Source organism: Planktothricoides raciborskii GIHE-MW2, assembly GCF_040564635.1.
In the GTDB taxonomy this organism is placed as follows: Bacteria; Cyanobacteriota; Cyanobacteriia; order Cyanobacteriales; family Laspinemataceae; genus Planktothricoides; species Planktothricoides raciborskii.
Genome location: NZ_CP159837.1, coordinates 5925400 through 5940028, shown reverse-complemented (window position 1 = coordinate 5940028; position 14629 = coordinate 5925400). Strand labels below are relative to the sequence as shown.

General features: G+C 45.9%; 9 protein-coding genes. All 9 read right to left on the bottom strand.

The features are described from left to right. Positions 1-312: 312 nt before the first annotated feature. Positions 313-3267, bottom strand: coding sequence for a response regulator (locus ABWT76_RS25305; RefSeq protein WP_054464784.1), 2955 nt, complete (start codon positions 3265-3267; stop codon positions 313-315). 493 nt (positions 3268-3760) lie between these two features. After that, on the bottom strand, positions 3761-5872 hold the full coding sequence (gene ligA, locus ABWT76_RS25300; protein WP_354635131.1) for an NAD-dependent DNA ligase LigA: 2112 nt from the start codon (positions 5870-5872) through the stop codon (positions 3761-3763). A 51-nt stretch (positions 5873-5923) separates the two neighbouring features. Next, positions 5924-6427 carry a DUF4112 domain-containing protein gene (locus tag ABWT76_RS25295; protein WP_054464782.1) on the bottom strand — a complete coding sequence of 168 codons (504 nt, stop codon included), beginning with the start codon at positions 6425-6427 and terminating at the stop codon, positions 5924-5926. A gap of 106 nt (positions 6428-6533) precedes the next feature. Continuing rightward, positions 6534-7943 carry an NAD(P)/FAD-dependent oxidoreductase gene (locus tag ABWT76_RS25290; RefSeq protein WP_354635130.1) on the bottom strand — a complete coding sequence of 470 codons (1410 nt, stop codon included), beginning with the start codon at positions 7941-7943 and terminating at the stop codon, positions 6534-6536. 425 nt (positions 7944-8368) lie between these two features. Beyond that, on the bottom strand, positions 8369-9457 hold the full coding sequence (gene cobD / locus ABWT76_RS25285) for a threonine-phosphate decarboxylase CobD (protein WP_354635129.1): 1089 nt from the start codon (positions 9455-9457) through the stop codon (positions 8369-8371). Positions 9458-9476: 19 nt separating this feature from the next. Beyond that, positions 9477-9758: an HU family DNA-binding protein gene (locus tag ABWT76_RS25280; protein ID WP_054464779.1), complete on the bottom strand. Its 282-nt coding sequence runs from the start codon at positions 9756-9758 to the stop codon at positions 9477-9479. Positions 9759-10305: 547 nt separating this feature from the next. Then, the gene (locus tag ABWT76_RS25275) at positions 10306-12705 is read right to left on the bottom strand and encodes an AMIN domain-containing protein (RefSeq protein ID WP_354635128.1); all 2400 of its coding nucleotides are present in this window, start codon (positions 12703-12705) and stop codon (positions 10306-10308) included. Positions 12706-12987: 282 nt separating this feature from the next. Further along, positions 12988-13839 carry a hypothetical protein gene (locus tag ABWT76_RS25270; RefSeq protein WP_354635127.1) on the bottom strand — a complete coding sequence of 284 codons (852 nt, stop codon included), beginning with the start codon at positions 13837-13839 and terminating at the stop codon, positions 12988-12990. Beyond that, the gene (locus tag ABWT76_RS25265; protein ID WP_354635126.1) at positions 13823-14626 is read right to left on the bottom strand and encodes a PilN domain-containing protein; all 804 of its coding nucleotides are present in this window, start codon (positions 14624-14626) and stop codon (positions 13823-13825) included. The genes ABWT76_RS25270 and ABWT76_RS25265 overlap by 17 nt, the downstream gene beginning before the upstream one ends. Between the last annotated feature and the right edge of the window lie 3 nt (positions 14627-14629).

The following is a 14629-nucleotide window of genomic DNA, read 5'->3' as shown; positions in this document are numbered from 1 at the left end:
TACGTTTACTAATCTATATGGTGAGGGTATTTGGGCTGATTATGTAGGGGTATTTACCGAACCTAAATTGGGGCGGTTCCCGGATCTGGGGCTGTGAGGGGGTGGGGTATGAGGTGATGGGAAGCAGGAGAAGAGGGAAGAAAAGGCTCAGGATATTATCGGTATATTATCGGTATCTTATCGGTATATTCTGAGGGTTTCCAGGATGAAATATCTGGAATGTATCTGGGATATATCTGGGGTAATTAGGATGAATAATCCAATTTTTCCCCAGACAAAAGTTTCCCCAGACATCTCGCCGATCGCTGATTTTTACTCACCAATCATAATCCGATTACGACCAGCGGCCTTAGCCTGATGAAGTACCCTATCAGCAGATCGATAGAGAGATTGTAAATCTGAACCATGTTCGGGATACTGAGCAATTCCGGCACTAAATGTGACAGAAAAGCTTTCTGTAATTTTTTCTGTAATGTTTTCTGTAATTGGTGGTTGATGCTCCCAGTCTTCTGTAAATTCATCGGTTGGCTCATTATATGATGACAAAATCGTGGCATTGAATTCTTGATTTTGGAGTTGTTCCAGTAATTCCGTGAGCCGTTTCAGCCCATCTTCTTTGGTCATGCCATACATGGCGACAATGAATTCTTCTCCCCCCCAACGAGCGACAATATCTTCACTGCGGAAAGACAGACTTAATAATCGACCTAGGCGATGTAAAATAGCATCTCCCATTGCGTGACCATATTTGTCATTAATTTGTTTAAAGTGATCTAGGTCTAAGAGGGCAAAACAAATGGGTTGTTTATGCCGTTTGGCTAGTTGTAAAAATCGATTGAGTTCTTGGCTAGATTTTCGGCGGTTGGCTACCCCGGTGAGGGGGTCAGTTTCGGCCATATTGCGGAGTAATTGAATCCGTTCTAAGCGGTTGAGAATGCGGGTGACTAATTCTGGGCCGACAATGGGTTTATTTACATAGTCATCGGCACCGGCTGCGAAGATACGGTGAACCATTTTCGGTTCTCGATGGGCAGTTAAAAATAAGATGGGAATGCCACTCCAACGGGGGTCATTCCGCACGACTTGGCAGAGGGAAATGCCATCGATTTTGGGAATTTCTACATCAAGAATTAGTAAGTCGGGTTGATAAGAGTCGAGGGCTTCTAAAAATTTCTCTGGATTAGATAAGCCCATGAATTTGAGTCCCCAAGGTTCTAAAAAACTGCGTAATTCTACTAATTGATCCGCATCATCATCAACGACCATGACTTTGGCTTCTTCCCGAAGCGATCGCTGTCTAACTTGGATCACCGTTTCCATGACTTGAGCGGCGCTGAGAGGCTTTTGGATAAAAGCCCGTCCGCCTAATTTAGCCACTTCTAAACGAATTTCGGTGCTGCCAGAGGCGGTAAAAATCAGTACCGGCACTGGAGAAACGTGATTCGTGAGTTCAGCGAGGAGTTTTAATCCTTCCTGGGCAGTTTCCAGGTTGGTGCAAGGTTCTCCTGAGATGGCTAGGTCTAGCAAAACCATCTCCGGTCGTGCTTGAGCGATCGCCTCCCGTGCGGTGCATAAATCATCAATAATTTTTACTTTGATGCCCCAGCGTTGAGCTTCTTGTTGCATTTGTTCCGCTACCGTGTGATCGCGATCGATAATCAGCAGTTGTGTCACTGCCCGATCTGACTCGAAACTAGGGTTGCTAGGAGAAATTTTCTGAACATCCCTGATGGTTTCATTGGGCTTATGTTCTAATTCGTCGCGCAAATGCTGGACTAACTTCTCTAGCTCCGGCACTTGTTCTCGCCCTACTTTCGGTTGTTCTAAAATGCTTTCAATTTTTCGGGCAAAGCCTGAACCCCGGACAAAGCCAAAAGTTCCCAATGAACCAATTAATTTATGAGCATCTTCCGTGGCTGACTGACGCAGTTCATCATCTAAAATTCCTGCCCGTAAAGCGATGACTGCTTGCTCCAATACAGTGACTCGATGGCCAATCCGATGCTTAAACCGTTCCCAAACTTCGGCGATCGCCTCTCGATGGTCTTCTTCTTGGTGAGTTTCTGCGGTGAATAATGGCGGATGGTCAGGCGCCGTTGTTTTGCCCTCTTCTTCGGCAGTGGCCACAGTCGGCTCAGTAATAGTTTTAGCCGGACTCGACAGTTTTTCCGGTGGCGGCGATAGAGAAATCTTCAGTTTTTCCGCCACTTGCCGCGCTAATTTTTCCCGATCGATTGGGGGAGTGATATTGAAAATGGCGATCGGATAATTTAGGGGTTCTATCAGTTGACTAATAATAGATTTTTTATCGCTATTATTGACTACTTTTTGACAAAAAATAATCGGAATTTTCCTAAAAATATTTTTTTTACTCCCTAAGCGAAAAACTTCTGACACCGAAGGTTCTCGCAAGCCTTCATCAATAATAATTAGAGACCATTTATCTGTCGTCAGGTATTGCAGAGTTTCTTCTCCGGTATAAGCGGTTTCCACGGAGATATACTCTAGTCTTTTAACCAACCATTCGCCTAATTCATCCGGCAGTCCTGCCAGGAGAACCTTACTAATTGCTGGGGTAGTTTCAGTTTTTTTCGGCAATGGCTTTAAGCGATAACCTAACCCATAAACTGTTTCGATTAAATCTCCCGGTGCGCCAGATACTTTGAGTTTTTGACGTAATCCTTTAATGTGAGCGCGGATAGTTTCTTCTCCCGGTGGATCTTCAAAAGACCATAAGTGATCCAGAATGGCACTCCGACTATAAACTCGACTACTGTTCCGCAGGAATAACTCTAACAAACGATATTCTGTCGGAGTTAAATTCACCAGTTCGTCTTCATAAGTCACTTCAAAAGTATTAGGATTAAGCTGTAAACTGCCCCAAGAAATCACCGGAGGTAATGCGGAGTCACCTCGACGCAGTAAAGCCCGAATTCGCGCCGATAATTCCTGGGGTTCACAAGGTTTTACCAGGTAATCATCCGCCCCCGCATCGAGTCCCATGACTTTATCGTGGGTGCTATCACGGGAGGTGAGTAACAAAATGGGCATTTGATAGCCCTGCGATCGCATCTTCCGGCAAAGGCTAATCCCATCAATTTTTGGCAGTCCTACATCTAGGACAATCAAATCATAGACACAACTTTCCACTAATTGCCACCCCTCTTGACCATCAGTGGCAACATCTACAAGATAATTTTGGTTGTTGAGTGTGGAAACTAAGACATTGGCGATCGCCTCGTCATCCTCTACCAGTAAAATTCTCATAGTGGCTTTTTACTATTTAGTAATCAGTGACAAAAATTAAAAATTATAAATTATAAAATCAATTTCAATGGCGGGATTTATTTTATAATAATATCCTATTTTGAGTAGCGATCGCGTAACTTGCCGTCAGCGATCGCAACTCAATTTTAATTTTTCACCAGGTACGGGCGCGATCTTTCCCGGAACAAATTCACGCTTCTAATTGATAGATGAGGAGCTTCTGGTGCGGGGGAGCAGAGTAGCGGAGGGGCGGAGGAGCGGCGGTTCGGCCCTTCGGCTGCGCTCAGGACAGGCTTCGCTCACCGACCGAGGATCCGCCAATCGAGAAGTGAAAAGTCGTAGGGGCGAATGGCCATATAGCCTGACGGCATGGGCTTCGCAAGGACGCCCGTACAAAAGAATTATCACTATTCACTCTTCACTATTCACTCTTCACTATTCACTCTTCCCTACACCTCTTACCCTTCGGCAGGCTCAGGGCTACACCCCATCTTCAAGGACGCAATAACTCCCAGAGTTCCGCTTCGGAAATACAGGGAATCCCCAGGGCTTGTGCTTTCTCCAACTTAGACCCGGCATCTTCTCCCACTAATAAATAGTTGGTTTTTTTACTGACTGAACCCGTGACCTTACCGCCCGCTTGTTCAATTTTCGCCTTAGCTTCCTCTCTCGTCATGGTGGGCAAAGTGCCGGTAATCACAAAAGTTTTACCCAATAGAGGCAATGTTGTTGTGATTCCAGATATAGCTTGCGGCTGTTGTGTACTGGTTTCTAAAGGTGTAGCTAGTTGCAACCCAGCAGTTTTTAAGCGGTCAATTAAGGTTTGATTGGCGGGAACTTGGAACCATTGAGACACGGAATCGGCAATTTCTGAACCAATGCCATAAACAGAGGCGATCGCAAGAGGGGTAGCGGCGGCTAATGCTTCTATGTCACGGAATTTTTCTGCCAAAACTTGAGCATTCACACTCCCCACATGGCGAATCCCTAAACCATAGAGCACTCTAGCCCAAGGTTGGGTTTTGCTGCTGGCGATCGCTGTGACTAACTTGGACGCCGATTTCTGACCCATGCGTTCTAAAGTCATCAGTTCTGCCACGGTTAAACTATATAAATCGGCCACGGATTTTACTAAAGCGCTATCGACCATAAGTTGTACCAGTTTTTCGCCCAAACCATTAATATCTAAAGCCTTGCGCGAAGCCCAATGAATCAAAGACCCTCTCAGAATTGCCGGACAAGAGGTATTAATACAACGGGTAACGGCTTCATCAGCGGGTTTTACCACCGTTGACCCGCATTCCGGGCAAAACTTAGGCATTTGAAACCGTGGGGCATTTTCTGGGCGTAACTCTGGCAACACCCGCACCACTTCCGGGATAATTTCCCCGGCTTTTCTCACAATTACCGTATCGCCAATATGTAAATCTAATTCATCCAGGCGATCGCTGTTGTGCAGAGTTGCCCGTGACACCGTAGTTCCGGCTAATTGTACGGGTTTCAACTCCGCAACCGGAGTTAATGCCCCCGTCCGTCCCACTTGTACAGTCACCGCTTCTACAATCGTCGGTAATTCTTCAGCGGGATATTTTAGGGCAACCGCCCAACGAGGAAACTTTTGGGTAAAGCCCAATTGCTTTTGTAACGCCAAAGAGTTAATTTTGACCACCACCCCATCGGTCATATAGGGTAAATGTTCTCGTTCCGTTTCCCAGCGATCGTAAAAAGCTTTGACTTCGGTCAAAGAGGGACATAAATCTCGATTGGGGTTAACCCTAAATCCAGCTTGTTGCAACCATTGCAGACATTCCCATTGAGATGCTGGTTGCAGTTCTTCCGGCAAATGTAAGGTATAGGCAAAGAAATCAAGACGGCGATCGGCCACTTTGCGGGAGTCTAACTGCCGCAAAGTTCCCGCTGCTGCATTGCGTGGATTAGCAAATAAATATTCCCCTATTTTTTCTCGTTCTTGATTAATTTGGGCAAACACATCTAAGGCTAAAAATGCCTCCCCGCGCACTTCTACCCAAGGTGGCGGATTATCTAAATTTAAGCGTAAGGGAATGGAGCGAATAGTCTTCACATTTTGGGTAATTTCTTCCCCAGTGGTGCCATCCCCCCGTGTGGCGCCGCGCACCAGTAAGCCATTTTCATAACTTAAAGCTAAAGCGGAACCATCTATTTTTAATTCGCAAACATAACCCCCCCCAGACCCAGAAACCGGGTTTCTCTGAGAAATGTTTGCCTCCCCACCGGACCCTACATAGAAACCCGGTTTCTCAGGGGACACTACCCTTTGCCAGCGTTCCTGCCAAGTGGCAAACTCTGCCAAATTAAAGGCATTTTCCAAACTGTAGAGAGATATTTTATGCTGAAGCGAGACAAATGCGGTGGCAGGTCGTTCCCCTACCCGTTGGGTGGGACTATCCGGTGAAATGAGGGACGGATATTGCTGTTCCAGGTCTTGCAGTTCCCGATAGAGGCGATCGTAAACCGCATCCTCCATGATCGGATTATCTAGGGCATAGTAGGCATAACTAGCTTTTTGCAATTGTTGCCGCAGTTGTTCTGCCCGCTGTTGAGTTTTTGGGGTTGGCTGTGACAAGGGTTTTCTCCATTGACAATTTCTCTGTCTTAGTTTAACTGAAGAAATTTCCTATCCATTGCCGGTGAGTAAACCAAACACCAAAGTGATTAAGGTAATGCCGAGAGCGATCGCGCCGATTACCACTAACATCAAACCACCTACTAATAAAAACACAAACCACTTATCAGCTTTTTTACCCATCTGTGGCGACTTAATATGGATATCCAACAATTCCATATTTTTCACATTAGCTTTCCATGCCACATCAAACAAATCTCCCAAGACGGGCACAGTCCCCACAAAAACTTCTAGCAAAATATTGAACACCATTCGCAGCAAACTTTCTCGCGGTAAACCCAACTGTGCCGCCGAAATTACAATATAAGCGGACAATGCCGCCCCAGCAATATCACCGCCACCGGGAATCAGTCCTAAAAAGGGATCGAGTCCAATACGGTAGTTCGTTCCGGGAATCGGAATGGCATTATCCAGCACATGAGTTAAGGTACGCAATCGCTGGATAATTTTGGCGTTAGAGTCTTGGTTTGATTGTTGGTCTTTGGGCTTAGTCATTACAAGGGGGAAAAATCACAGATTTAGTAATAATCAGATTGTGGCATAAGTACGCCAGTTGCTCTACTTGGGGAGACCCCAAGACCGCACTGGCTTTGGAATCGCTTCAACCCCGGCGCCAATTAAAGAAGCCTTCAAGCAGATTTTCCCAGGGTCGAATCCGCTGATGATATCGCCACAATTGGGCTGTTTGGCTGTTAATTTCCGAGAAGGACGGGAAAATATGCGGCAGAGAAGCGATCGCACCTATTTTTAAATTATTTTGCATCGCCAAAGCCCAGGTATGGATTAACTCACTGGCGCTATTTCCCACCAAATGCACTCCCAATAATTCCCCATTTCTCCGAGTAATAACTTTACAAATTCCGGTAGTTTCTCCCGACAACTGTGCCGCTGTAACATTCTTCTCATACTGGCGAAATACTAAAACATCTTTACCATAGCGTTCTTTAGCTTGGGCTTCCGTTAAACCGACCCTAGCGAATTGAGGCTGAGTAAAAATAGCCCAGGGAATTTCTTGAGATTTTACCTGATAAATTGGCAAAAATAAAGCATTTTTTATGGCTATATTTGCTTCATATATAGCCAGATTTGTCCAGCGGTATTTTTGGGATAAATGACTACAACTGTAAATAGAAAACCGTGTGGTTTGGAGTTTTTTATTTAAAATTAACTCCTGATATAATGAATCATGCTTAACAGTTTCCACCCCAACCCGGTCTAAATTTAATGATTCTAGATTGGGCTGGTTGCCGGTAGCAATATAAATTTGGTCAGCTTCCAGGGCTTTGTCACCAGCTTGCACCCAGATTTTGTCATTAATTCGCTTAATTTGACTCACGGAAGTATTCGTCAATAATCGGATGCCATCCGCTTCTAATTGACACTGAATTAAAAAAGCTGCCTCCGCATCTTCTTCCGTAAGCAGGCGATCGCTCTTGACAATAAGTGTTACTAAATAGCCAATTTTGGCAAAGCATTGAGCAATTTCTATCCCTTGAGGACTGCCGCCAATTATAATTAAACGCTTAGGTGAATTATCGGTATTTTTTAAAGGATTTAAATCTATAAAATCGGCTAAAACTTCTTGATTAAATTGTTCGGCTTTAGCCCTATTTAATCCTTCGATATAGTTAGTAATTGCTGGAATTGACCCCGGGGCTAATAAATAAGAACGCGATCGCAATAGGCGATCTTTCACTTCAAAAGCTAACCTAGGTTTGGGGCAAAATTGACCCTCACCAATGATCACATCAATGCCCAACGATGCCAAAATCCCCGGAGAATACGGTTCTCCTACGGGCAAATCATAGAAACTTAACTCTGGAGAAAGGGAAAATCTTTGCTGCTGAAATCTGCAAATTTCCTGCTGGAGAAACCGGGTTTCTTCAAGAAACCCGGTTTCTAGAAGCGGTTGTACCAGGGCGACACGGGCTTTTAGCTGGGCTGCGGTTTTCGCCGCATAAACCCCAGCCACACTGCCGCCAATAATGACTAAATCGTAATCAAAATTCACTGTTGTTTGTTGTTTGTTGTTTGTTGTTTGTTGTTTGTTGTTTGTTGGTTGTTGGTTGTTGGTTGTTGGTTGTTGGTTGATTGTTGTTGGTTGGTGGTTGTTTATATCGTATGTCAGAGTTATGAAGTCCAAAAAAAATCCGTCATTCCCGCGCAGGCGGGAATCCAGAAAACCTCTGTACTTCATCCGCATTGCTACCGCTATATTGTTGATTGTTGATTGTTGATTATTGGTTATTGGCAGTTAACAGTTTGTAGGGGCGAAGCATTCCCGCAGAAATATTCCGGTTTAAAGAACAATCTGTCTACGGGAATGCTTCGCCCGTACCCAACAACCAACCAACAACCAACAACAACCAACCAACAACCAACAACAATCAACCAACAACAAACAACAATCAACAATCAACAATCAACAATCAACAATTATGATAAAACGTCCCTGAGTCCTTGGAGGAGACGCAGGTTTTCTGGTTGGGAACGAATGGCTACCCGAAAATAGCGATCGCCTAGTTCGGGAAAACTCAGGCAGTCACGAATCAAGATTTGATGATGTTGGAGTAAAGCTTGTTGCAGTTCAGAACTGGGCTGCTCGGTTTTTACTAATAAGAAATTAACCGAACTTGGGTATGGGGTCAGCCCTGGTAGCTGGCTTAAGCCTTGAAATAGTTCATCTCGCGTTGGGGGCAACCAAGACCAAGTTTGCTGCTGAAAGGCTGTATCTTGGAGTACCGAGCCCCCCACCGCAGCGGCTAAAACGTTCACCGGCCAAGGGTCGCGCCATTCTTGCCAGCGGCGCAGGCGATCGGGGTGAGCGATCGCATATCCCAAGCGCAGTCCGGGCAGGCTGTAAAACTTAGTCAGCGATCGCAAAATCACCAGATTAGGGAATCTTGCCACCTCGCTGACCAAACTTTCTTGTTTTGGTGGCGGCAAAAAGTCCATAAAGGCTTCATCCACCACCACCAACTCAAATTGCTCCAAATAGGGCAGCAAAGTTTCCCGGCAAAATAACCGACCACTGGGATTATGAGGGTTATTCAGCAAGAGTCCTGAACTTGGGGACATGGGAGAGGGCAAAGACCATCTATCAATCTCAACGTCTCCCATGTCTTCTGGTAAGTCTGCCCACAGACAAGACTCAACAACTTTGGCGTTAAATGCCCGCAGACAGCGCCGATAGTCACCGAATGCTGGAGTCACCAGCACCACCCTGGGAAGAGTTGCTAAATCCCAACCGGCCCAGGTGAGTAACTCAGCGGCGCCATTTCCGGGCAAAATCCATTCTGGAGAAATCTGGTGATACTCACCGAGAGATTTACGCAGTTCACGATAATTAGGGTCGGGGTAAGCGGCGATTTCCTCTAGGTGAGATTGGATCGCCGCGATCGCGGACTGAGGAGGCCCCAGGGGATTAATACTGGCGGAGAAATCCACAAGTGAACTTGGGGGACAACCTGCTAGTGCGGCTGCCCAGAGCAAATTTCCCCCGTGTACTGGTCGGTTAACGGCCATTAAATTCGCAATGCCTGGATTATTGCGCTTGGGCTACTTTTTCTTTAAACAATTTTCCAGCGGAGAAAGCTGGAACTGTAGTAGCGGGGATTTCCATCTTATCGCCAGTTTTGGGGTTACGACCTTCACGGGCTTTGCGGTGACGTGCTTCAAATGAGCCAAAGCCCACTAAAGTCACTTTATCTCCAGCGGCAACGGCGTCGATGACTACATCTAATGCTGCGGTCAAAACGGCGTCAGCTTGTTTCTTGGTGACACCGGCTTTTTCGGAAACTGCGTCTACGAGTTCACCTTTGTTCATTTCGATACTCCTTTTATGTGTTTGGGCGTTGAACGCCACGATGAAATTTCAGATCGCCCAGGGGGATTTCGTGGCAATTCTCAGTCATTCTGACACAAAATCTCTGAAACTCCCATACAATCTAATTTTCTAGAAACCGGGTTGCTTAAGTGAGATTTTGGCTGTGATGCTAAATTTAACGCAGAAACCCGGTTTCTGAACATATTTAACCTCAAAAGTGAGATTTTGGCTGTGATGCTAAATTTAACGCAGAAACCCGGTTTGTGAAAGTATTCAACCTTAAAATGGATCGGTGAAACCTTTAATTTCTGTAGATTTCAGGATTTTTTTAACAATTCACGACCGACTGGATGTGCCAAAGCCTCTAAATTTACGTCATTTTATCATTACTTTTGTGGCTACAAGCGAAATTAGTTGAAATTTGCTAAACTCCTGAAAAAACCCCTGTTTTGGCAACAGGGGTTTTGAGTAAAATCTGACAAGTTATTGTATTTTTTGGGTTTATCAAGGATCCACGGATGGCAGACCGGCGTAAAAATTGGCGGTCTTAGCGGGAACGGTTCATCATTTCTTGGGCATCTTGTCCGGGGACATAACCGTAGCCAAACCCAGAGCGATCGGAGTCATCCAAAATCTGGGGAGTCACCAACACGATCACCTCAGCCCGTTGGTTTTGTGTGGTACTTCCCCGAAATAAAGACCCAATAATCGGTAAATCCCCCAGAATTGGCCATTTAGTCACCGTAGACCGTTCTTGTTCTTGAATAATGCCGGAGAGAATTAAGGTCTGGCCGTCCCGTAGGCGAATTGTGCCAGAGTCTAAAGAACGCTCGGCTAAGAGAGTAATTTCAGTGTCGCCAAAAGTTTGTGTTCCGGCGATCGATCGGACATTGGGGATAATTCGCATGGTGACAAAGCCATTATCATCGATTCTATCTACAGTAATTCCTAGCTGTAAACCCGCCTCCTTAATTTCTGCCGTGGTCGTTGTTCGGGAAAAACCATCACCAAATTCAGTTTCTCGTTCGATGTTACCCACTACTTCTTCCGTTAAACCGACACTGGCGTTTTGTCCTTCTTGGATCACCACTGTAGGATCTGTGAGGATTTTGGCATTGCGGCTGACCACCTGTGCTTGTAGCAGAGCTAAAAACTTAGTGGGATATTCAAATAAAGTCGGCAGAGCAAAGGTCGCTTCTCCCAGTGCCAAAGACTCAAGGGTCGTATCACCGGGATCGAGGCTAAATGAGGTGTATCCTGAAATCCCTGGTTGAAAAAGACCATTTACCTCATTTACCAGTGGGGCGATCGGACGTAAAAACGATCCCCCCTCTTGACCCGGAGCCGTTAGCGGCACCCGAACTTGGCTGGTGTCAGAAAATGGATTAACAGAAAGTGACCCAACCTGCGTAGCATTCGGACCATAAGGACTGACAACCACAGGGGGGACTAAATTCAAGCCTCCATCCCGACGAGTTGTGATGGTATTTTCCGTAGGAGGATTGATCCCACCAAAGTTAATCGCCGCCGCACCGTTATCACTGACAAAGAAACTGTCATTAATACCAAAAGAAAAGCTGGTATTGAAAGTATCTTCGTTGTTAAGATTCACGTCAATAATTTTGACATTCACAGCTACTTGACGCTTACGGACGTCCAGGGCGACAAGCTGGGCTGAAGCCATTTCTACCAAACGCCGAGGGCCGGATATGGTGAGACTGTTGGCTCGCTCATCAATCACCACTTGCAGGCCGCGTAAAAGTGGGTTCAAATAGTCAGGCTCGATTGTCAGAGTTTCAATCACAGTTTTCAACGAGGTAGTCGTTTCTTGACGAAACTGGTCAGTGCCAGCGATGGGAATCGCCACGGTTTGCGTTTGTGGTTGTGTGCTTGACACCGCTGTTTCTGCACCTAAGCTGGCCAAGTAAATTCCGGCATCGCGAGCAGTGATTTGGTTAACCCGAATGGTGCGAGCTACCATGTCTCTTGCTGAGTCTGGTAGATTCACTCCAACAAAAACAGTGTTGCCGACTCGGTTGGCTTCCAGGCCACTCAGTTGAAGAATATAGTTAAAGACATTTTCTAGGGACTCGTTTTCGATATCCAGGTTAATGGTCAGTTCTCCGACTTCTTGAGCGTTGGTGGTATTTCCCGCCGCTGCATAGGCGACGTTGACTCCGGCCAATCGTGCGACGACCGATAAGGCTTCTCGGACTGGTGTATCTTTGAACACTAAACTTTGGATCATCTCGCTACTTCCCAGCGTAATTAAGTTGGGAGAGGAGTCGGTATTGGAAATCGCAATATCCCCGACCGGCGGCGCTACAGCGCGGGGCAAGAACGGTGGGGCTTGGCTGGTTCCCGTTGAAGGAACCGGCACCCCATTAATGGTGATCTCTGGGTTCGGCACCAGGACTTCCGGTTCTGATTGCGGTTGTTGCGGTTGCTGAGAAATTGGTCTGGGTTGTTCTTGCGCCATTGGGGGAGGATTATTCCCTGGAGGTGGCGGATTCACTGGGGCGCCAGCGATGCCGGTGCCGTAGTTGATAGTAATTCTATTGGGACTACGTTCGGCAATGTCTACATTCGGGGCGCTGCCGTTGCCACTGACAATCACCCGCACGCTATTAGAATCTAAGGGCGTCACCACAATTGAGGCAATCCCCGGAGCCGGATTGTTTTGCCGGAAGCTGCCGCCCTCTTTCAGGTTGAGGGTGGTATTGACTAAATCCGCTACTACGTCATTACCCCGATTGATGGTAAACACTTGGGGGGCTTCGCCGCCAGAAGTTTCTAAGACCAGTTGAATTCCGCCACCACTGGAGATGACTTCTACGTTAGTAATTGCGGTGGCTTGAGCCCAAGCTGGCTGAACTAAGGCGATCGCGCCTAGACTGGCAACCATAGAACTGCCCAGGATTACCCCCAGGAGATAATTTGGTTTCACTGTTTCCTCCTCACTAAATATGTTTGATCCGATCTTTGAATTAGTCTTTAATCATTTTGGCGATATTTTGGCGATCGGGGCGATTAATTGGGCAATTAAGGCAATTAAATTTATCGCTGCGATCGCACATTAATCTGCGATCCCAAATCCGCTTTTCATTACGGGCGAAAAAGCGAATCGCCCCTACTATGATCGTTACCTAAAACGCTTATGGATTCCCGCATTCGCGGGAATGACACCTCACGAGTATAAGTGGGTTTTGAGAACCGGATTTGCTGTGGTTTATTCTGCCTTGGCTTCGGGCGTTGCCGGGGCAGCTTCACCCTCTTTCTTTTCTTCTTCCTTCGGTGGCGGAGGTGCGGCCAGCTTTTCTAACTGTTCGGCGGGTAAAGGCACAACCGCCAATAAATTAAACCTGGTCTTGAGTTGGGGTTCTCCTTGAGGAATAAATTGATTCGGTCTAGGAGACAGAAGTTTTTGGTTAGAGCGATCGACTTCTAACACAAATGCATCCATTAACACCATTGCCGGTAATCTTTCCAAATCCTGCAAAGCAGCCTGCTGTTGTTCCCACTTGCCTTGCATCTCTACCTCAATCGTCACCCCTTCGATCGCTTCTGATAATTTAGGACCCGGTGGGGCAGCCGGGTCTGCTGGGGCTGGTTGTGCCTCGGCAGTGGCGTCAGTCTGCCCGAGAATCCAACCACTACTAGAACTTTTCACCGGATTAAACTTGTCTATTGTTCCCTGGTGTTTTTCCACCACGATTTTGTTCACATCAAATAGCAAGGTATCCAAAAAGTCGTTTTTCCCAAATAATGCCATCACACTTTCTTTTTCCTGTTTGGCAGTTTCTAGTTGATTCGTGACTTCTTCTAATTTAGCTTTTCTTTTTTTCTGCCCTTCAATGTTATTGTTTAATTCACTAATTTTTGCTTCCAGTTCTTGAGTTTGGGTCATAGCTGGTAAAATCAATTTCCAGCCCACAACCCCCGCCAAAGCCACCCCAACCAAAGCAATCGCAATCCCTTGGATCTGGGGAGTAATTACCAGTGGGCCGACTACCAAACTACCTGGCGGCGGCGGCGGACTTTCCTGTTGAGGTACAAAACCTTCTTCACTTGCTAGTGTCATCGAACTTCACCCCTAATTGTTGTAATCGATTCAGCCTACTTAATAGTCCTTGTGCGTTTGTTCTTTGTAAATCTGGGAGTATTTCTGAAGCCAGAACATTGGTGGCCTTCGTTGAAATTTTATATTGCACCACTTTGGGAGTTAAATTTTCTGGCGCATCCCCAATTCCCGTCCATTCTACTTGTATGGGAATCTCTATTAACTCTGCTTCCACTAATGCAGTTTCTTTTTCATTAAAAAAAGGAGAGCTTTTCAGAATTAATAGCAAATCGTTCACTTCGGCAAAGCTAGGAGAAAGTCCAGTAATTTCTATATCTTGTGAAATCACCCCCCAAGGAGTGTTGGCTTGAATATTTTCTCCTTCTGCTGGTTTCAAGGTCTGACTAATCTGGGAAAGTTGCATCCCAGGAGGCAGAATGCTACTCAATTCATCTAGCAAAGAGGATAAGGGTTTGACTGAAGTGTTAAAGATACTGGTAAAAAATTTAGTTTGCTCATTATATTGCTTGGTTTTATTTTCCAGTTCTTCAACTTTCTTCACTTCAGCTTCTAGCAGACCACTTTCACTTTCTAATTTTGTAATTTCTGCTTGTAATTGGGCATTTTTGGTAGTGACAATCCACCACCACCCCCCGGCACTACAAATGGCAGCCACCGCCACCGCTGCCCCCCCAATCAGGAAAGGAAGACTGGCAGTGGATGTCTGTTTACCTGGAATTGGTTTGGAAATATCCGGTGGCTTATAATCAGGTCGGTCATTAAGAAAATTAATATCAATAGAATACATAAT